General features: G+C 61.8%; 18 protein-coding genes. 10 read left to right on the top strand and 8 right to left on the bottom strand.

Annotation, left to right across the window (positions count from 1 at the left end; genetic code table 11):
• The first annotated feature begins 130 nt into the window (after positions 1-130).
• The 6 genes from ACP7AL_RS15500 (at position 131) to ACP7AL_RS15475 (ending at position 6521) form a co-directional block, all read left to right on the top strand.
• Positions 131-2245: a TRAP transporter permease gene (locus tag ACP7AL_RS15500; RefSeq protein WP_425992605.1), complete on the top strand. Its 2115-nt coding sequence runs from the start codon at positions 131-133 to the stop codon at positions 2243-2245.
• A gap of 22 nt (positions 2246-2267) precedes the next feature.
• Positions 2268-2957: a DUF1850 domain-containing protein gene (locus ACP7AL_RS15495; protein WP_425992603.1), complete on the top strand. Its 690-nt coding sequence runs from the start codon at positions 2268-2270 to the stop codon at positions 2955-2957.
• Positions 2958-3084: 127 nt separating this feature from the next.
• On the top strand, positions 3085-4995 hold the full coding sequence (locus ACP7AL_RS15490; protein ID WP_425992602.1) for a propionyl-CoA synthetase: 1911 nt from the start codon (positions 3085-3087) through the stop codon (positions 4993-4995).
• Positions 4996-5015: 20 nt separating this feature from the next.
• On the top strand, positions 5016-5222 hold the full coding sequence (locus ACP7AL_RS15485) for a DUF6494 family protein (protein WP_006022827.1): 207 nt from the start codon (positions 5016-5018) through the stop codon (positions 5220-5222).
• Between the two features lie 116 nt (positions 5223-5338).
• On the top strand, positions 5339-5605 hold the full coding sequence (locus tag ACP7AL_RS15480; RefSeq protein WP_006022826.1) for a hypothetical protein: 267 nt from the start codon (positions 5339-5341) through the stop codon (positions 5603-5605).
• Between the two features lie 244 nt (positions 5606-5849).
• A complete protein-coding gene (locus ACP7AL_RS15475) occupies positions 5850-6521 on the top strand; it encodes a DsbA family protein (protein ID WP_425992599.1) in 672 nt (223 codons plus the stop codon).
• Between the two features lie 31 nt (positions 6522-6552).
• On the opposite strand, the gene ACP7AL_RS15470 is transcribed toward ACP7AL_RS15475, so the two are convergent.
• The 5 genes from ACP7AL_RS15470 to ACP7AL_RS15450 form a co-directional block, all read right to left on the bottom strand.
• Positions 6553-7230 (bottom strand): Crp/Fnr family transcriptional regulator, encoded by a 678-nt coding sequence (locus ACP7AL_RS15470; RefSeq protein WP_425992597.1) that lies wholly within the window; start codon positions 7228-7230, stop codon positions 6553-6555.
• A gap of 327 nt (positions 7231-7557) precedes the next feature.
• Positions 7558-7746 (bottom strand): hypothetical protein, encoded by a 189-nt coding sequence (locus ACP7AL_RS15465; RefSeq protein WP_425992595.1) that lies wholly within the window; start codon positions 7744-7746, stop codon positions 7558-7560.
• Positions 7747-8069: 323 nt separating this feature from the next.
• Entirely contained in the window at positions 8070-9029 is a 960-nt protein-coding gene (locus ACP7AL_RS15460; protein ID WP_425992592.1) for a radical SAM protein, read from the bottom strand.
• A gap of 609 nt (positions 9030-9638) precedes the next feature.
• The gene (locus ACP7AL_RS15455) at positions 9639-9902 is read right to left on the bottom strand and encodes a hypothetical protein (RefSeq protein ID WP_425992590.1); all 264 of its coding nucleotides are present in this window, start codon (positions 9900-9902) and stop codon (positions 9639-9641) included.
• Positions 9903-10024: 122 nt separating this feature from the next.
• Entirely contained in the window at positions 10025-10726 is a 702-nt protein-coding gene (locus ACP7AL_RS15450; protein WP_006022821.1) for a DUF1013 domain-containing protein, read from the bottom strand.
• Positions 10727-10922: 196 nt separating this feature from the next.
• On the opposite strand from ACP7AL_RS15450, the gene ispH reads away from it, so the two are divergent.
• From ispH to rnhA, 3 genes are all read left to right on the top strand, one after another.
• Positions 10923-11894 (top strand): 4-hydroxy-3-methylbut-2-enyl diphosphate reductase, encoded by a 972-nt coding sequence (gene ispH, locus ACP7AL_RS15445; RefSeq protein ID WP_425992588.1) that lies wholly within the window; start codon positions 10923-10925, stop codon positions 11892-11894.
• Between the two features lie 170 nt (positions 11895-12064).
• On the top strand, positions 12065-13045 hold the full coding sequence (locus tag ACP7AL_RS15440) for a homoserine kinase (RefSeq protein WP_024919661.1): 981 nt from the start codon (positions 12065-12067) through the stop codon (positions 13043-13045).
• Positions 13042-13491, top strand: a complete 450-nt coding sequence (rnhA, locus tag ACP7AL_RS15435; protein ID WP_006022818.1) for a ribonuclease HI — start codon at positions 13042-13044, stop codon at positions 13489-13491. The genes ACP7AL_RS15440 and rnhA overlap by 4 nt, the downstream gene beginning before the upstream one ends.
• A gap of 93 nt (positions 13492-13584) precedes the next feature.
• On the opposite strand, the gene ACP7AL_RS15430 is transcribed toward rnhA, so the two are convergent.
• Both ACP7AL_RS15430 and ACP7AL_RS15425 read right to left on the bottom strand, forming a co-directional pair.
• The gene (locus tag ACP7AL_RS15430) at positions 13585-14070 is read right to left on the bottom strand and encodes a peroxiredoxin (RefSeq protein ID WP_006022817.1); all 486 of its coding nucleotides are present in this window, start codon (positions 14068-14070) and stop codon (positions 13585-13587) included.
• 116 nt (positions 14071-14186) lie between these two features.
• Positions 14187-15053 carry a protein-disulfide reductase DsbD domain-containing protein gene (locus ACP7AL_RS15425; RefSeq protein ID WP_024919660.1) on the bottom strand — a complete coding sequence of 289 codons (867 nt, stop codon included), beginning with the start codon at positions 15051-15053 and terminating at the stop codon, positions 14187-14189.
• 160 nt (positions 15054-15213) lie between these two features.
• Between ACP7AL_RS15425 and ACP7AL_RS15420 the strand changes: the two genes are divergently transcribed.
• Positions 15214-15864 carry a YqgE/AlgH family protein gene (locus ACP7AL_RS15420; protein WP_024577327.1) on the top strand — a complete coding sequence of 217 codons (651 nt, stop codon included), beginning with the start codon at positions 15214-15216 and terminating at the stop codon, positions 15862-15864.
• A gap of 14 nt (positions 15865-15878) precedes the next feature.
• On the opposite strand, the gene ACP7AL_RS15415 is transcribed toward ACP7AL_RS15420, so the two are convergent.
• A complete protein-coding gene (locus tag ACP7AL_RS15415) occupies positions 15879-18863 on the bottom strand; it encodes an EAL domain-containing protein (RefSeq protein WP_425992988.1) in 2985 nt (994 codons plus the stop codon).
• Positions 18864-18892: the final 29 nt, after the last annotated feature.

The following is an 18892-nucleotide window of genomic DNA, read 5'->3' as shown; positions in this document are numbered from 1 at the left end:
GTTTTCGTCATTGCGAGGAGCGTGAGCGACGAAGCAATCCAGCTTTTACCTGGAATGGATTGCTTCGCTTCGCTCGCAATGACGAGTTGGGATATATGGGCTGAGACGCTGTAAGGCGCGAGGATTCAAGATGTTGCACGAGCACGGCACCGAAGAAAAAGTCAAAGTCGAACTCGACAATTTCGAGCATGGATTTCCGGAAGGCTTCGGTCCGGGGATATGGGGCCATCTGGCCTATGTGATCGGAATTGCCTTCGCGGTGTTCCAGCTCATCATCGCGGCGTGGAATTTCCTGCCCAGCCAGGCGGTGCGCGGAATCCATGTCGGCTTCCTGCTGCTGCTGACATTCGGTCTGATCGCCAACTTCACCGCCAGGACGAATTTCCAGCGCGCCGTGGGATGGATCATCGGCGGCGTCGGATTTTTCTGCGGCCTCTATCAGTATCTGTTCTACGCCGAACTGATCCAGCGCGACGGCGATCCGACCCGGCTCGATCTCGTGGTCGGCACCGTGCTCGCCGTCCTGATCTTCGAGGGCGTGCGGCGGATGATGGGTCTGGCGCTGCCGCTGATGTGCGGCGCGTGTCTGCTCTACTGGTTTTTCGGGCAGTATCTGCCCGCGCCGCTCAATCACCGCGGCTATGACTTCGACCAGATCGTCACTCATCTGTCCTACGGCACCGAAGGCTTCTACGGCGTGCCGATCTATGTGTCGGCGACCTACATCTTCCTCTTCATCCTGTTCGGCTCGTTCCTCGAGCGCGCCGGAATGATCAAGCTGTTCACCGACGTGTCGCTCGGCATGTTCGGCGGCACGCGCGGCGGTCCGGCGAAGGTCGCCGTCGTCGCCTCCGGCATGATGGGCACGATCTCCGGCTCCGGTGTCGCCAACGTGGTCACCGTCGGCCAGTTCACGATTCCGCTGATGATCAAGTTCGGCTATCGCCGCGCGTTCGCGGCGGGCGTCGAAGCCACCGCATCGATGGGCGGCCAGATCATGCCGCCGGTGATGGGCGCGGTCGCCTTCATCATGGCGGAAACGCTGGGCGTCGACTACTCGGTGATCGTGAAGGCCGCCGTCATTCCGGCGATTCTCTACTTCGCCTCGGCGTTCTGGATGGTGCATCTCGAAGCCGGCAAATACGGCCTCACCGGCATGAAGAAGGACGAGATCCCGAGCGCGATCAAGGCGCTGACCAACGGCTGGTTCCTGGTGTTGCCGCTGGCTGCTCTGGTGTTCATGCTGTTCGAGGGCTTCACGCCGCTCTACGCAGGCAGCATGGGCCTTGCGCTGACGGTGGCGCTGATCCTCGGCGCCAGCATTGTGCTCGGCTTTTCCAACATCGCGCTGCGCTATGTCTTTTGGATCGGCCTTGCATTGATCGCGGGATCGCTTTTCCGCAACGGTAGCTCGGTCGACATCCGTTATGTCGCGGGCATCGTCGGCGTGCTTGTTCTCATCGCCGCACTCACCCAGGGCGGCCGCGCGACGCTGGCAGCCTGCCGGGACTCACTGGCGGACAGCGCCAAGTCGGCGCTCACGGTCGGCATGGCCTGCGCCATCGTCGGCACCATCATCGGCATGATGACCCAGACCGGCGTCGGCACCATTTTCGGAAGCTGGGTGATCGGTCTCGGTGAGAAGAGCCTGTTTCTCGCGCTGATCATGACCATGCTGCTGTCGATCCTGCTCGGCACCGGCATTCCGACGATCCCGACCTACATCATCGTCGCCGCATTGGCGGCGCCTGCGCTCGCCAAGCTTGGCGTGCCGCTGATCATCAGCCACATGTTCGCGTTCTACTACGGCATCATGGCGGATCTCTCGCCGCCGGTTGCGCTTGCGGCGCTGGCTGCTGCGCCGATTGCGAAAGAGAATCCCGACAAGATCGGCTGGGAAGCGATGCGCATCGCGCTCGCCGGCTACGTGATCCCGTTCATTGCGGTCTATTCGCCCGCGCTGATGTTGCAGAACGGCGATCCGATGCAGGCGCAGCTCGGCTTTTACGGCGCGGTGGCCTATGCCTTCGTCAAGGCGGTTGTCGCCATCGGCCTGTTCGGGATGGTCGCCATCGGCTTCCTGTTCACGCGGATGACGGTGGCCGAGCGCGTGGTGTCGTTCATCGCGGCGCTGTGTCTGCTGGGTGAATTCCAGTACAGTGACTGGGTCGGCTTTGCGATCGCGATCGGCGCGGTGATCTGGCAGTGGCGCAAGAAGCCTGTGCCGGCTGCGATAGCTGCTTGAGAACCACCTCTGAGGTGATGATGTGAGTCTGTGTCTTGCCACCGCGGGCGTCGTGAAGTCGCTGGCGGTTGCGGCATTCACACTGTCGTGGACCCATTCGGTCGAAAAGATCGATTGGCAGGAGGACTGGCGTGTCACGCCGCAGGGACTCGAAATCATCGAGGCCCGCGTCAAGGGCTCGGGTGCGGGCATGGAGCCGCCGCCCGAGGCGCGGCTGGCCGATGGCTGGTTTCGCTGGAAGCCGCAGCTCCCGATCCTGCCTGAAGTCGCGCTGGGAAATTCCGGACTGGCGGGCGAGTGGCGGGTATGCCGCGACGGTGCTTGTCAGGATCTGTCCGCCATTCTCGGCCGTCCGGTCGGCACTGCCGTTACGACCATGAGCGTGTGCAAGCCGGATCAGGTCACAAAGGCGCTGGATGCAAAGACGCTTCTCGCGCGCGGCGACGATTTCAACATCAAGGGCGAGTTTGAGCGCGCCATCGCCGACTACGATGCGGCGCTGAAGGCCGATCCGGCGTTTGCCGAGGCGCTCAACAGCCGCGGCATGGCGTGGCGCGCCAAGGGCGACCGCCGCCGCGCGCTGTCGGATTTCGATGCCGCGCTCAAGCTCAAGCCGGACTATCAGGCCGCGCGGGTCAACCGGAAAAGCCTGTTCAGCGAGATCGAGCGCCTCGGCGCGCAGATGCCGCTGAAGGAGCCCGCCAGGAAGTAGATGTTCTGCAAGGCCCTCAGCACAATGTCGCAGCCGTTGCCGCTTGAACTTGTGGCATCAGGCTGACAATGCTGGTGCCGACAACAAGAAAAGTCCGCTACAATTTGGCGTCCAGGAGTGATCGTAAATGAGTGCCATATCCAACAGCCGCTACGCTGAAGTTCATGCGCGTTCGCTGCGCGATCCGGAAGGCTTCTGGGCCGAGGCTGCGCGCGAGATCGACTGGATCGAGCCGGCGAAAAAGGTCTTCGATCCTTCGATGGGGCTTTACGGCCGCTGGTTCGCGGGCGGCGTGGTCAACACCTGCTACAACGCGCTGGATCGTCATGTCGCGGGCGGGCGCGCCAATCAGCTTGCGCTGATTCACGACTCGCCGCTGACCGATACTGTCACCAAATTCACCTACGCGGAGCTGCTGCATGAAGTGCAGACGCTCGCTGCCGTGATGCAGGATTTCGGCGTCGTCAAGGGCGACCGCGTCATTCTCTACATGCCGATGGTGCCGCAGGCGATGGTGGCGATGCTGGCCTGCGCGCGCATCGGCGCGATTCACTCCGTGGTGTTCGGCGGCTTCGCGGCGAAGGAACTTGCGACGCGCATCGAGGACGCCGAGCCGAAGCTCATTCTGTCCGCGAGCTGCGGCCTCGAGCCGGGCCGGATCGTCAAGTACAAGCCGCTGCTCGATGAGGCGATTAGCCTCTCAAGCGTGAAGCCGCAGGCCTGCATCATCCTGCAACGTCCGCAGCAAACCTGCGATCTGATCCCCGGCCGCGATCATGACTGGAACGAACTGCGCGAGGCTGCGATCAAGGCGAAGAAGGCCGCTCCCTGTGTCCCGGTGCTGGCGACAGATCCGCTGTACATTCTCTACACATCAGGCACGACCGGAAAACCCAAGGGCGTTGTGCGCGACAATGGCGGGCATCTGGTCGCGCTGAAATGGTCGATGTTCAATCTCTATGGCGTGAAGCCGGGCGAGGTGTGGTGGTGCGGCTCCGACATCGGCTGGGTGGTCGGACACAGCTACATCATCTACGCACCGCTGTTTCATGGCGCGACCTCGATCATGTACGAGGGAAAGCCTGTCGGCACGCCGGATGCCGGCGCGTTCTGGCGCGTGATCTCGCAGCACAATGCGGTGGCGTTCTTCACCGCACCGACGGCATTCCGCGCCATCAAGAAGGACGATCCGAACGGCGATTTCATCCGCAAGTATGACCTGTCGAAATTCCGCACGCTGTTTCTGGCCGGCGAGCGCGCCGATCCGCCGACGGTCGAGTGGGCCGAGCAGCAGTTGAAGGTGCCGGTGATCGATCACTGGTGGCAGACGGAAACCGGCTGGTGCATCGCCGGCAATCCCGTCGGCCTCGGCACGCTGCCGGTGAAGCATGGTTCGCCGACGGTGCCGATGCCCGGCTATCAGGTCGATGTCGTGGACGAGGCCGCAAAGCCGCTGCCGCCGAACACCATGGGCTCGATCGTGATCAAGCTGCCGCTGCCGCCCGGCAACCTGCCGACGCTGTGGCAGCAGGACGAGCGCTGTAAGGAAGCCTATTTCACGGAATTCCCCGGCTACTACAAAACCTCCGACGCCGGATACGAGGACGAGGACGGCTATATCTTCGTGATGGGCCGCACCGACGACATCATCAATGTCGCGGGACATCGTCTCTCCACCGGCGGCATGGAAGAGGTGCTGGCCTCGCATCCCGATGTCGCCGAATGCGCCGTGCTTGGAATCAAGGATTCGGTGAAGGGCGAGGTGCCGTGCGGCTTCCTCGTGCTCAAGGCCGGTGTGACGCGCCCCGTCGCCGAGATCGAGAAGGAAATCGTTGCGCTGGTGCGTGAGAAGATCGGTCCCGTCGCAGCATTCAAACTTGCGATCACTGTGGCGCGGCTGCCGAAAACCCGCTCGGGAAAAATCCTGCGCGGCACCATCAAGAAGATCGCCGATCACGAACCGTGGACCATGCCCGCGACCATCGAAGACCCGGCGGTGCTGGACGAAATCAAGACGGCGCTGCAGGGCCGAACCTAACGAACTTAAACGAGGCCACAATGAACGAAGACGTCTTCAACACCAGTGTGCGTAAGTTTCTCAAGCAGGTCGGCGTCACCTCACAGCGTGAGATCGAAAAGGCGGTCCGCGATGCGGTCGCCGCCGGCCGCCTGAAGGGCGATGAAAAGCTGCCCGCCAAAATGGTGCTTACGGTGGGCGGGGTCGCGCTCTCCTTTACGGTCGATGGCGACATCGAACTCGGATAATTCCGGTCTGATGTGCCGTTTCTGCCGCGAGGGCGCCATTGTGGGCTTGTAAACCGCGCATTCCGGACCGAAGGTCGCGGCCAAATCCGGCTGCGCCGGCAACAACAGGATCGCGGATGCCCGCAACAAAACCAGCCTATCTGCTCGCTTTCGCCGCCGCCGCGTTTCTGCTGGGAGGCTGCGCCCAGTTCGAGCGCAATACCGCGCCACAGGCCACCGTGGATGATGACGCGCTCTGCCGGGCTGAAGGGGAGCCCGGATCGCCGGCCTATGTGGCCTGCCGCAAGAACCGCGACGTCCAGAGCAGCCGCGCGTCGGGCAATTCGCGGATCGAGCGTTCCCATCGCAATCTCGCGGAAGACATGCTCAACAATCCGCGATAGTGCTCATTCGCGCCGCACTGTATGTAGTTTCTGACAAAGGCGTGATGGTATAGCGCGTCGCAACCCTTACGATGTCATCCCCGCGAAGGCGGGGATCCATAACCACCGGGTTTGGTTTTATCCCGAATGGGATCAGATGAAGACCTGCGCTTACCGGAAACACACGACGTATGGGTCCCCGCTTTCGCGGGGACGACATTCGGAATTCTCTGATGCGCCGCGTAATTCTTGAAAGACTGACCTTATGACTTTCCTCCCCAGATTTTTTCCCGGCCTCGCCGCCGCAATGCTCGTGCTGACGTTCCTGGCTTTCGAGTCCGCGCAAACCGCGCCGGCGCAGGAGCAGGGCGGTGCCTCCGATGTGCTGAGCAAGGATGCGGTGCTGCGCGATGCCGACAATCCGGTGCTCGGAAATCCGAAGGGCGACATCACCATCGTCGAGTATTTCGATTACCAGTGCCCCTACTGCAAGAAGATTTCGCCGGTGCTCGATCAGGTGATCAGCGACGACAAGAATGTGCGGCTGGTGCTGAAGGACTGGCCGATTCTCGGCGATCCGTCGGGATATGCCGCGCGTCTGGTGCTGGCTGCGAAGTATCAGAACAAGTATGAGGCCGCGCACCGCGCGCTGATTGTCAAGGTCGGCCGCCTGACCGAAGCCGCCATCGACGAAACGCTGACACAGGCCGGCGTCGATGTCGCCAAGGCCAAGGCCGATCTTGCGGCCAACAAGGCTTCGGTCGATGCGCTGCTCAAGCGCAACAGCGAGCAGGCCCAGGCGTTCGGCTTCCGCGGCACGCCCGTCTTCATTGTCGGGACGTTCCGCATCCCCGGCGGCCTGACCGCGGAGCAGTTCAAGCTCGCGATCGCCGATGCAAGGAAGGCTGCGAAGGACGGCGGGGCGAAAGGGAAGTAAGGGTGCAGTCGTGTTCGCCGGGGACCCGGCGTCACTCGTCTCTTTTCAGTTCCGGCTTGTCGTGCAGAACCGCGTGCAGCAGCGATGTATGGACCTCGATTTTTCCATTGTAGCTGATGAAGCCGAGCTTGCGGAACTTGTTCATGAAGAAGCTCACGCGTGACCGCGTCGTGCCGATCATTTCCGCCAGCGTTTCCTGACTGATCTTTGTGTCGATGGGCTGCGGACTTTCGTCCTTGCCGAAATTCGCCAGCAGCAGAAGCAGGCGCGCGAGTCGTCTCTCGCTCGAATTGAACAACTGATCGATCAGGTCTTCTTCAATCCGGTTGTTGCGGGTCAGCAGATACGCCATGAACAACTGGGAAAATTTTGGCTCGCGTTGAAGGGCTGCTACCATGGCTTTCTTGGTGATGGCTGTAATTTCACAGGCCTCCATCGCCTTCGTGGTCGCGATCCGGACCGATTGTCCGTTCAGACAGCCTTCGCCGAAAAACTGTCCTGAGCCCAGAATGGCAACGACGGCTTCCTTGCCTTCCTGGGAGACGACGATCAGTTTGACCTTGCCCTTTTGAATGTAGAACACCTTATCCGCGACATCGCCTTGCGCGAAAACGCTTTGACCGGTCCGAAATTTCAAATTTACCTTGCCCGGTCCGACGCTGTCGAGGAACCCCTGCGGATCGAACGGTTTCTTGGCGGCTTTTCTCAATTTGTTTTCCCTGAAATCGTAACGCCCGGTTGCTCCGGCGTCAGCGCGGGATGACCACGCGCAAATGGGAGCCCCGTGTTGGAAACAGGACTCCCACTATAGTCCAGACGGACGGATTTGGGGGCGTGTTGTCACGCCTGGCGGCGGCAATCTTGGGAGATGCGAAACCGGAAGTCTGAGCAATTTTGATCATGCGAGCGAAAAAAAGCCGCGCCAATGGGCGGCTTTATCTCGACGGCTTAAGCAATTTCACTGCCTCGTCCGTCCGCGGACGACACATTCTCTTTCAAAGACCTCCGTGATTTCAGTTTTCCATCGGCGAATCGGTCACGCCATGATGACGGTTTTTTCAGTGCCGCAATTGCTGCACTGATAGACGATCAAATCGTCCCCTCGGAACATCGCAGGGCGGATGGTCTTGATGTTCATCAGATGCGGCTTCTTGCAGTTCGGGCACTGGAACAGGAAAGCACAGTGCCGGTCGTGGGCAGGCTCGGATGGCTGCGGATGATGCATGACTCGTTCCTCTCTTGAGAGGCGGGAGCGCGATACTCTCAGGCACCGGTCGTGGCCTATGAAGGACGCCGATGAGCCACCGTGCCGTGGCAGGCCGCGGATTGATGGTCAATTTTGATCACCGCACGAAAACGTTAACGCGACAGCGAAGCGGATCACGCCAAGGGACTGCGGCACGCCCGTCTTCATTGCCGGGACGTCCGCACCCCCGGCGGCCTGACCGCGGAGCAGTTCAAGCTCGCGATCGCCGATGCAAGGAAGGCTGCGAAGGACGGGGCGGGGAAGTAGGGATTTGCTCCTGAAGCAGCTTTACAAAGCCGAACTTAATTTGGTTTTCCGGTCGCGCCGATAAATTCCGAAAACCGGGTGAGAAATTCGGGAGCGAAGCTGCGTGGGCGCGGCGCAGCCGGTTTTGCATATTTCTGGCAGAAATAGACGCAAGCCTGCGTGTTGCAGGGTTTCGGCCCGCGCGCGCGTTTGAATGTGCCGGCGAGAACATTTCCATAGACCGTCGGCCCGCCGCAGCGGATGACCTCTCCCGTCGGTTCCAGTTTCACGAACCGGCGTCCCGCTTCGCAGGACTGCCCGGCGAACGATGGCTCGCCATAAAGCAGATCGTCATCCCTGAACATGTCGATACTCGGCCGCTCCGCCGCGTTCGCCAGCGAGGGCTCATAAAAGTCGCGCGCCAGCGCGGCGAACCTGCGAAACCTTTCCCGATCGGGCTCTGTGTACGCTTCGGGGAAAACCTGACCGTTGTAGGGTCCTCGCATCACTTTGGGGATGGGGACAATCCCGATCTGCGCGAGAAGGTCGCTCGCTTCCTGAAAGCGCGCGAGTGTGCTTGGGCTGGCGACGATCGACACCAGAACCGGGAAGCCTCTTGATCGAAGCAGCTCCACGTTCCGGAAAAAGGCGGAATTGTCGGACCGGTGCTCACGCTCCTCGAAATGAAATCCCGAATTGATGAAGCTGACGCGGGCCGGATCGATACGCTCTGCGAAAGATTGAAACGGCCGGCTGAGATTGGAATTGAGAGAAATGAAATGCCGTTTGGTCAGCGCTTCGCATAAGTCGGTGAACGAAGGATAGATGCTCGGTTCACCCCCGGTGAGGTGCAGCAGCCAGGTATAACCCGTGGCATCGAAAGCCGACTGCCATTGCTGCGGCGATGCGTAAGTCTGTAATTTCTGGCCGAGCACGTCAGATGAAAAAAAGCAGTAACCGCAACGGTAGTTGCAGGTGTAAAGCAAATGCCAGTCGGCCTCGATATCGTATTGCATCAAATCCCTTGCCGTGCGGCGCGAAGAACGGGTCTTGTCTGATATCGAAACCTACCTGCTGAAGGCGGATGACGATAGTCAAAGACGCAGGTGGCCCCGGCTTGACTATATCACGATATACGGAATATAATCCTATCACTGTTCCGGCTGATTGATCGCCATTCGGAACGGCTCGCGAAGTGACGACGGTGGAGCGCCGGGAGGCGCAGCGCCAAAGTCATTTGGCGCGCGCGGTCCTCGCAAGACCGCGCAGGCGGGCCGATCGCAAGGTTCGCCTTACGGGTGTCTCGCAAGCACCCCGGCGCCTCCCGAGGCTCCATCGCCTTCGCGCATTTGCGCGGAGCACGTCACACCTCGGACGCGTTCAATCGCGCCGCGAGATCGTGTCGGCACGTGAAGTTGTTGTCATCTTAAGATTGAATGCGGCCAAACATTCGATGTCATCCCCGCGAAGGCGGGATCCATAATCACCGAACGAGTTTTTGTCCGCGAAGAGTCGATGCCGCTATTTCGGATCGATCGAAAAGTCAGGGGGTCTGGGTCCCCCTTTCGCAGGGGCGACGAAATTGCTCGCGGGGACGACGAATGTGCTCGTGGGGTGCGAGCCGGTTACGGCTTGTCAGCGGGCTTGTCGAAGCACTCGGCGACAAATTGCGGCAGTTCGCGCTTCTGAATTTTCGCGATCTTCGCGGCGTTGTTGCATTCGATCAGTTTGACCTGCTCGGCACGGCGCTTTTCGGCAGCCTCGCGAAACTCCGGCGCAACCGTGCTGGGATCGACAACCTTCTCGGCGCGCGCCGGTGCGCCGCTGATAGCGGAGACGAGGGCGGTCAGGGCCGCGACAAGAAAAAGGAGCGAGACACGGTTGCGCATCACACCCCTATACCACTCATCCGGCGGTTAGGACATGCCCCGTCTGGGGCATGATCCCGAAAAGTGGAAGCCGGTTTTCGGAAAGATCATGCCCACTTGATATGGGCAAGATCCCGAAAAACTTATTCGTCTTCGGCCTTCTTGCCGCCGATGGTCTTCAGCTTGGCGAACACGGCGTCGACATTCATGTCGTCGCGCTGCTTCTCGGTGGTGGTGGCAGCCTCGTGCTCGGCGTCCTTGCGGGTGGTCTCGGAGGCCGGCAGCAGGGTCGCGCCGCCGTACTGCGTGGCTGCGGGCTTTTCCTTGGCCGCACGCTGCACCTCGAAATCGAGTTCGATCTGCGAGCACAGGCCGAGCGTCACAGGGTCCATCGGCGTCAGGGTCGAGGCGTTCCAGTGGGTGCGGTCGCGAACGCTGGCGATCGTCGTCTTGGTGGTGCCGACGAGGCGCATGATCTGGCTGTCTTTGAGTTCCGGATGATTGCGCACCAGCCACAGGATCGCGCTCGGCCGTTCGTGGCGGCGCGAGACCGGCGTGTAGCGCGGGCCCTTCTTCTTCTTGGCCTCTGGCAGGATCACCTTGGACTCGCCGAGTTTCAGCCGATAGTCCGGGTCGGCTTCGCCGCGCTCGATCTCCTCGCGGGAGAGCTGCCCGGTTGAAATCGGGTCCATGCCCTTGATGCCCTGCGCCGCGTCGCCGTCGGCGATGGCGCGGATTTCGAGCGGATGCATCTTGGTGAACTCGGCCACCTGGTCGAACGTCAGCGCAGTGTTATCAACCAGCCACACGGCAGTCGCCTTCGGCATCAGCGGTGCATTGCTCATGGCAAATCTCCTTTACGCTTCGCCCGCCAGATTTTTTGGGGGGTAAAGCCGTCTGGTCATCGGTGATGACGGGAATTCGTCCCTATATAGTCTGCCGAGGGCGGACCATTCAATGGTTTTGATCGCCCTTGACAGAACGGGGAAGGCAGCCCCAAGTCCCCTTTATTGGTTCCGAAACCCTTGATTCCGGCTCAAAATGACCCCTGACGCTCAAAAACCGCAGCTTTCAGTCGTGCTTTGTTCCCCCCGAGGCTTTTGCGCCGGGGTGGTCCGGGCCATCGATACGGTGGAACGCGCGCTGAAGCTCTATGGCGCGCCGGTCTATGTCCGTCACGAAATCGTGCATAACCGCTATGTGGTGGAAAGCCTGCGCGAAAAGGGCGCGATTTTTGTCGCGGAACTGGACGAGATTCCGCAGACCAATGCCCCGGTGGTGTTTTCCGCCCATGGTGTGCCGAAGGCCATTCCGAACGAGGCCGACAAGCGCAATTTCTTCACCCTTGATGCGACCTGCCCGCTGGTGACCAAGGTTCATCGCGAGGCGGCGATCCATTTCAAGCGCGGCCGTGAAATCATTCTGATCGGCCATGCCGGTCATCCGGAAGTGGTCGGCACGCTGGGCCAGTTGCCGAAGGGCGCGGTCGTCCTGATCGAGACCATGGACGCGGCGCGGACCTTCCAGCCGAAGGATGCTTCCAAGCTCGCCTTCGTGACGCAGACCACGCTGTCGATCGACGACACCGCGGAGATCGTTGCCGTGCTCAAGGAGCGCTTCCCCCACATTGACGGTCCGCACAAGGAAGACATCTGCTACGCCACAACCAACCGCCAGCTCGCGGTGAAGAAGGTCGCGCCGCAGGTCGAAGCCATGATCGTGGTCGGCTCGCCGAATTCCTCGAACTCGCAGCGCCTGCGCGAAGTCGCCGAGCGCGAAGGCTGCAAGGTTTCCGTGCTGGTGCAGCGCGCGTCCGAACTCGACTGGTCGAAGTTCGAAGGCATCAAGACCCTCGGCATCACCGCGGGCGCCTCGGCGCCGGAAGTGATCGTCGAGGAAATCATGGATGCGTTCGCGGCCCACTATCATCTGAAGGTGGAAACCGTGTCGGCGGCGATGGAGAACGAATTCTTCCCGCTGCCGCGCCCGCTGCGGAACGACGCGGCGGAGTAAACCTCTCGGTGTGGCGGATTTGAAGTTCCTGTCAATTGGCCGCGAGTCCGTTTAGGAACTTCAAATCCAAAGCCGCACCGGAATCATGATCATCCTAGTGTCCCTTTGATTCCGAAGTTCGCATTAAGGGGTACTGCAAACACATGCGAACTTCGGAATCGGGACACTAGATGGCGGTTTACACCGACGTCACCGCCGAAGAGCTTGCGGATTTTCTCGTCCCTTACGGAATAGGCGACCTGCTCTCCTACAAGGGCATCGCCGAGGGCGTGGAGAATTCCAACTATCTTCTGCACACCAGTGGCGGCTCTTTCATTCTGACGCTGTACGAGAAGCGGGTCGCCAAGGGCGATCTGCCGTTCTTTCTCGGGCTGATGGGCCATCTTGCGTCCCACAACATCACTTGCCCGCAGCCTGTCGTGAATCAGCAGGGTGAAGCGCTGGGCATGCTCGCCGGTCGCCCGGCTGCGATCATCACCTTTCTGGAAGGCGTGTGGCCGCGCAGGCCGAATGCAACGCATTGCGCGGGTGTGGGTGCGGCGCTGGCGAAGATGCATCTGGCCGGCGCGGATTTCAAAATGTCGCGCGGCAATTCCCTGTCAGTGTCCGGCTGGCGTCCGCTGTTCGATCAGGCGGCCGAACGCGCCGACAGCGTGCAAAGCGGGCTGCGCGATTTTCTGCGCGCCGAACTGGATTTTCTTGAAAGCGCGTGGCCGAGTGCGTTGCCACGCGGCGTGATCCACGCCGATCTGTTTCCCGACAACGTGTTTTTCCTCGGCGACAAGCTGTCGGGACTGATCGACTTCTACTTTGCCTGCAACGACATGCTCGCCTACGATGTCGCGATTTGCGTGAATGCGTGGTGTTTCGAGCCCGATCACTCCTTCAACGTCACCAAGGCGCGGGCGTTCCTTAATGCCTATGCCCGCGAGCGCAAGCTCTCCGCCGAAGAGCAGGACGCGCTGCCGCTGCTGGCGCGGGGCGCCGCGATGCGCTTCCTGCTGACGCGGCTGGTGGACTGGCTCAACGTGCCGCCCGGCGCGCTGGTCAGGCCGAAGGACCCGCTGGAATATGTCCGCAAGCTGCGCTTCCACCAGAGCGTGAAGAGCATGCGCGACTACGGCGTCGAGCAGTCCGGGATGGTGGCGTGAGCGACGCAAAACTTCCGCATGTCACGATCTTCACCGACGGCGCATGCTCCGGGAATCCGGGGCCGGGCGGCTGGGGCGCGATCCTGCGGTTCGGCGACGTCGAAAAGGAATTGAAGGGCGGCGAAAATCCATCCACCAACAACCGCATGGAATTGATGGCGGCGATCTCGGCGCTTGAAGCCCTTAAAAAGCCGGCGCTGGTCGATCTCACCACCGACAGTCAGTATGTCCGTCAGGGCATCACGCAGTGGATTCACAACTGGAAGCGCAATGGCTGGAAGACCGCGGACAAGAAGCCGGTCAAGAATGCAGATCTGTGGCAGCGGCTCGATGCGGCGCTGAAGGCTCACACGGTTCGCTGGCACTGGATCAAGGGCCATGCCGGTCACGCCGAGAACGAGCGTGCCGATCAGCTCGCGCGCGACGGGCTGGCGGAAAATCGTTGAGGGTCAAGGGAAGTGTAGTTTTTCCCGATGTCGTCCCCGCGAAAGCGGGGACGACATCTCGCGTGTTTCGGCTCTCGCCGAAAGACGCTTGCCTCAAAGCTGCGACAGCAGGGTGTCGCCGCCGGACACTTCCACCTTGCCGGGGTTGGTCTCGAGATTGAAAATCTTCACCGTGCCGTCTTCCACCAGCATCGAATAGCGCTTGGAGCGGATGCCGAGTCCGTTGCCGGAAGCGTCCAGCTCCATTCCGATCGCCTTGGTGAAGTCGGCGTTGCCGTCCGCAAGAAAAGTCGCCTCGTCGCGCTGGTCGGTGTCGCGCTTCCAGGCGCTCATGACGAAGGCGTCGTTGACCGACACGACGGCGATGGTGTCGACGCCCTTGGCCTTCAGGGCATAGGCGTTCAGGAAAATGCTTGGCATGTGCATCTTGTGGCAGGTGCCGGTGTAGGCGCCGGGGACGGCGAACAGTGCGACCTTCTTGCCCTTGAAAATGTCATCGGTGGTTTTGACCTGCGGACCTTCCGCGGTCATGACGCGAAACTTGGACTCGGGCAGCTTGTCGCCAACTTTGATGGTCATCGGTGCTCTCCGTGAAATCGGTGCAGTGTCATAGCGCGGTTTCCGCAAAGGTGTGAACCGGTTTTGCGAATGGGAGACGCGCAATTTGCCGGCCGGCGGCTTGCTGCGGTGCGATCTCAATCCGTCTTGGGCGGCACGGCGGCGTTCACCTCGTAGGCGCCGCCAGGTCCGGCGACCGTGAGCTTCAGGATCGCACCGTCGGCAGTCGCGCCCGGCGGAAGCCCGTCGAGTTCGAAGGCGAAGCGGAGGACGCCGTCCGCCTCGCGCTGGATGAGCTTGGGGACCGGCAACGCCCAGTCCGGGGTCGGGCCTTCGGCAAAGAGCTGGACCTCTTTGTCCTTATGGGTTGCATTCTTCTCGTCCAGAGCCACATCGACCAGCACCAGCTTGCCGTCGCGCCGGACGCCGCGGATGGCGATCGGCGTCGCGTCGCCGATCTTGGCTGGCTTCGGGACGGTTTCGAGTGCCGCGGCGATGGCGCTGTCTTCGGTGCTGGCGACGCTGACAAATGCAAGCTCGGCATTCGCCTCGACCGGGATGCAGATTTTTTCGCACACCGCGTAGCTGATCGACGCACGCAGCGTCACCGGCTTGTCAGGACTCTTTGCAATGATCCGCAGCGGCAGCAGCAACTGGTTATGATAGCCGAATGAGATTCCTCCGGCGCCGTCGGGGAATTTCATCGGTACCGGCCAGAGAATTTTGACGGAGTCGATGTTGTCGGACTTCGAAAAATCGATCCGCGGCGGCACGCCGGAATCTCCTGGCGTGCGCCAGTAGGTTTTCCATCCCGGTTGCAGCTGAAAGCCGATGCCGCCGAGCAGCACGTTGCCGCTGCGCGAACCGGCAATCAGCCGGACCGCCGAGTAGGTGTCCTTGATCCAGGGCGAGGCGTCATCCGCACGCGCGTGCACCGGAGCGAGGCAGGCAATTGCGGCGAAGGCAATGCTGGAGACTGTACGAACGGGAACCAAGAGTGTCATCAGACGTCCTTACAGGGTGGTATCCCTGTGAACCATTGAATTGCCTGTGATCCAGTCTTTTTCGCGACCAAATGCAGCATGCTGCAACCGCGCTGCGCCGCTTGATTGACAGAACTGGCACCCAATATCAGGATGGTTGAACAGTACGAGAGTCGTTGCGATGAAGGCCACGCGCAAGAAGACCGAAAAGACTGCCGGTGGCCAGATCCTGGCCGAAGGCGAGATGTCGGGCGCCGGTTATCTCGACGGTCAGTTGCTGATCGCCATGCCAGTAATGGACGATGAGCGCTTTGCCCGCTCGGTCATCTACCTGTGCGCCCATTCATCTGAAGGCGCCATGGGTATCATCGTCAACCGCCCGGCCGGCAGCATCGACTTCCCGCAACTGCTGGTGCAACTCGACATCATTAACAAGGCCGATCAGATCAAGCTGCCCGGCAGTGCCGAGGAGATGAAGGTGCTGAAAGGCGGGCCGGTCGATACCGGCCGCGGCTTCGTGCTTCATTCGAGCGACTTCTTCATCAAGGATGCGACGCTGCCGATCGACGACGGAATCTGCCTCACGGCCACCCTCGACATCCTGAAAGCCATCGCGGCGGGCGCCGGACCCAAGCATGCCATTCTGGCGCTGGGCTATGCCGGCTGGGCGCCCGGTCAGTTAGAGAACGAGATCCAGCACAACGGCTGGCTGCACTGCCCCGCCGATCCCGATCTGATTTTCGGGCCCGACGCCGAGGACAAGTATCAGCGCGCGCTCGAAAAGATCGGCATCGATCTGGCGATGCTGTCGAACGAAGCCGGACACGCCTAAGCGCAAAAACCTTTTTACGCCGTTTCAGGTCCGGGCATGGCAGCAGGCGCTGTCGTTGCCGCGGGTGGCGGTGTCGGCGTGGTGATGTTGCGGATGCTTTGCCGGCGGTTGCGTGGCTGCTGAACCTTTTCGCCGGTCAGCAGGCGGAGGCTGGCGTCGGCGTCCATCGGCTCGCCGAAGGCAAAGCCCTGCGCGTATTCGCAGCCGAGCTGAAACAGCTCGACGGCGTCGGAATCGGTTTCCGCACCTTCGGCCACGACTTCCATGTCGAGATCGTGCGCCAGCGCGATGATCGACTTTAGCAGCACCGGCCGCGCGCCGCGGCTGGAGGTGCGCACGAACGACTGGTCGATCTTGATGGTGTCGAACGGGAAGCGTTGCAGATAGGCCAGCGACGAGTGACCGGTGCCGAAGTCGTCCAGCGACAGGCCGACGCCGAGTTCCTTGATCCGGTGCAGCATCTGCGCAGCGTGCTCGGGATTTTCCATCACCAGCGACTCGGTCAATTCCAGCTTAAGCGAGCCGCGCGCCACGGCGGAGCGTGACATCACGCCGCGCACGTCATGGATCAGATCGTGACGGAGCAGTTGCCGAGACGAGACATTGACGCTGGCGAAAATCGGCTGGCGCGAGCGCACGGTGCGCTGCCAGATCGCAAGCTGCTTCGCCGTCGTGTCCATCACGAACAGACCGAGCTCGACGATCAGGCCGATTTCTTCCGCGATCGAAATGAACTCCGACGGCGACATCCGGCCGAGTTTTGGATGATCCCAGCGCGCCAGTGCCTCGAAGCCCGCGATGCTGCGGTCTTCCAGCCGCACAATGGGCTGATAGAGAATGGTGATTTCCTGGCGCTCGATGGCGCGGCGCAGTTCGGACTCCAGCGCGAGACGGTCGGTCTTGCGGGCGCGCATGGCGGGCTTGTAGACGTCGATGCGGTCGCCGCCGATACGCTTGGAATGATACATCGCCAGCTCGGCGTCCTTGATGATCTCCTCGGTCAGCGGGACCTGCGGATCGCTCAGCGCGAGGCCGATCGATGCGGTGAGGAAAATCTCGCGGCCGTCGAATGCGATCGGCGCCCGGATCGTCTTGCGGATGGTTTCGGCGAATGCGGTGATCCGCGTGGGCTCGTGCTCCGAGGTCAGGATCAGGCCGAACTGGTCGCCGGCCAGACGCGCCAGCGTGTCCTGCGGCTTGAGAATGCGCGCGAGACGGCGCGCCAGCGTCAGCAGGATCGAGTCACCGACCGCGATGCCGACGGAATCGTTGACCTGCTTGAAGCGGTCGAGGTCGATCACCATCACGGTGGGACGCAGGTTCGGCGTGGTCTTGGCGAACATCGACACCGCGCCGAGGCGATCGATGAAGAGTTGCCGGTTCGGCAGGCCGGTGAGATTGTCGTGCACCGAATCGTGGAGCAGACGTTCTTCCGAATTCTTGATGTCGGTGACGTCGGTCAGCGTGCCGACCACGCGCGAAACTTCGCCGTCCGAGCCGACCACCGGGCGCGCCTTGAGAGCGAACCACATGAAGTGTCCGTCGGGCGTACGCAGCCGGAAGTCCTGCACCAGCCGGCCGCGGCGCTGATCGAGCACGCTGTCTAGTGCGGCGCGGAAGCGGTCCTGATCGAGCGGATGCAGCACCTCGAGCCATTTGGCGGCGGGGCCTTCCAGCGTTCCGCGTTTGAGGCCGAGCAGCACTTCGGTTTCGGGGCTGGTGAAGACCTTGTCCGCCGACACGTCCCAGTCCCAGATCAGGTCGCCGGAGCCGGTCAGTGCCAGCGCGCGGCGCTCCACGTCGGAGACGACGCCGCTGGTCGCGCCGCCGCCTGCGAAGGCATGCTGCATCACCGTGAAGCCGATCAGCATTACGATCAGCACGAGGCCGCCGAGCAGCGCGGGTCCGACAATGTCGTTGGTGACCGCGCCGGCGATGGTCATGCCGGCGGCGGCGACCCAGACCATCAGCAGGAACCAGGTCGGGATCAGCAGCACCGCGCGGTCGAAGCCGTGGGTCGAGAGATAGACGATCAGCGCAAAGCCAAACACCGCGATCAGCGCCAGCGAGATGCGCGCGATGCCGGATGCGACGGCGGGATCGAACAAGGCGAGCGCGACCAGTGCGCCGAGGAACAGTAGCCAGCCCATGGTGATGTGCGAGTAGCGCACATGCCATCGCGACAGGTTGAGATAGGCGAACAGGAACACCAGCAGCGTTGCCGCCAGCATGGCCTCGCCGGACGCGCGCCAGACGCGCTCCGCGCCGGCCGACATGTCGAACACCTTGCCCCAGAATCCGAAGTCGACGCCGATATAAACGAGAACCGCCCATGCCAGTGCGGCCGCGGCGGGGAACATGATGCTGCCCTTGACCACGAACAGGATGGTCAGGACCAGCGCCAGCAATCCGGAAATGCCGATGACGATGCCCTGATAGAGGGTGAACGAGTTGACCTTGTCCTTGTAGGCTTCCGGCTCCCAGAGATAGAGCTGCGGAATCTTGTCGGTGCGCAGTTCGGCGACGAAGGTGATGACCGCGCCGGGGTCGAGGGTGATGCGGAAGACGTCCGCAGTCGGGTTCTCCTGACGCTCGGGGCGGTCGCCGGTCGACGGCGTGATCGAGGCGATGCGCGACAGGCCGAGATCGGGCCAGAGCAATCCCGACGACACGATGCGGTAATGGGGCACGACGATCAGACGATCGAGCTGATCGTCGGTGTTGTTGGTGAGCGCGAACACAATCCAGTTCTGGCCGCCTTCGCGCGCACGCACTTCGATGCGGCGGACGATGCCGTCGGTGCCGGGCGCGGTGGAAACCTGGATACGGTCGGTGTCGCTGCGCTGGAATTCAAGCACGCCGGTCAGGTCGATCGCCGGCGCGTCGCTGCGGACGCTGATCGCGTCGAGCGCATGCGCCGGCTGAACGGCGGCGAACAGGATCAAGCTCAGCAAAAATGAGAGCGCTGCGGCCCGAAGCGAACTTCGATTGTGGAACACCTGCAGCAGCGCGAAGCCTCTGATCGAGC

It is taken from the genome of Afipia sp. DC4300-2b1 (genome assembly GCF_049895725.1).
Taxonomy (GTDB): domain Bacteria; phylum Pseudomonadota; class Alphaproteobacteria; order Rhizobiales; family Xanthobacteraceae; genus Afipia; species Afipia broomeae.
Note: the sequence above shows the minus strand (reverse complement) of the source record. Positions and strands in the feature narration are given on the sequence as shown.

Excerpts from the sequence above, each read along its gene's own strand:
- ACP7AL_RS15500 (WP_425992605.1), top strand. The coding sequence starts at position 131 with ATGTTGCACGAGCACGGCACCGAAGAAAAAGTCAAAGTCGAACTCGAC.
- ACP7AL_RS15490 (WP_425992602.1), top strand. The coding sequence starts at position 3,085 with ATGAGTGCCATATCCAACAGCCGCTACGCTGAAGTTCATGCGCGTTCG.
- ACP7AL_RS15485 (WP_006022827.1), top strand. The coding sequence starts at position 5,016 with ATGAACGAAGACGTCTTCAACACCAGTGTGCGTAAGTTTCTCAAGCAG.
- ACP7AL_RS15480 (WP_006022826.1), top strand. The coding sequence starts at position 5,339 with ATGCCCGCAACAAAACCAGCCTATCTGCTCGCTTTCGCCGCCGCCGCG.
- ACP7AL_RS15475 (WP_425992599.1), top strand. The coding sequence starts at position 5,850 with ATGACTTTCCTCCCCAGATTTTTTCCCGGCCTCGCCGCCGCAATGCTC.
- ACP7AL_RS15465 (WP_425992595.1), bottom strand. The coding sequence starts at position 7,746 with ATGCATCATCCGCAGCCATCCGAGCCTGCCCACGACCGGCACTGTGCT.
- ACP7AL_RS15460 (WP_425992592.1), bottom strand. The coding sequence starts at position 9,029 with ATGCAATACGATATCGAGGCCGACTGGCATTTGCTTTACACCTGCAAC.
- ACP7AL_RS15455 (WP_425992590.1), bottom strand. The coding sequence starts at position 9,902 with ATGCGCAACCGTGTCTCGCTCCTTTTTCTTGTCGCGGCCCTGACCGCC.
- ACP7AL_RS15450 (WP_006022821.1), bottom strand. The coding sequence starts at position 10,726 with ATGAGCAATGCACCGCTGATGCCGAAGGCGACTGCCGTGTGGCTGGTT.
- ispH (WP_425992588.1), top strand. The coding sequence starts at position 10,923 with ATGACCCCTGACGCTCAAAAACCGCAGCTTTCAGTCGTGCTTTGTTCC.
- ACP7AL_RS15440 (WP_024919661.1), top strand. The coding sequence starts at position 12,065 with ATGGCGGTTTACACCGACGTCACCGCCGAAGAGCTTGCGGATTTTCTC.
- ACP7AL_RS15430 (WP_006022817.1), bottom strand. The coding sequence starts at position 14,070 with ATGACCATCAAAGTTGGCGACAAGCTGCCCGAGTCCAAGTTTCGCGTC.
- ACP7AL_RS15425 (WP_024919660.1), bottom strand. The coding sequence starts at position 15,053 with ATGACACTCTTGGTTCCCGTTCGTACAGTCTCCAGCATTGCCTTCGCC.
- ACP7AL_RS15420 (WP_024577327.1), top strand. The coding sequence starts at position 15,214 with ATGAAGGCCACGCGCAAGAAGACCGAAAAGACTGCCGGTGGCCAGATC.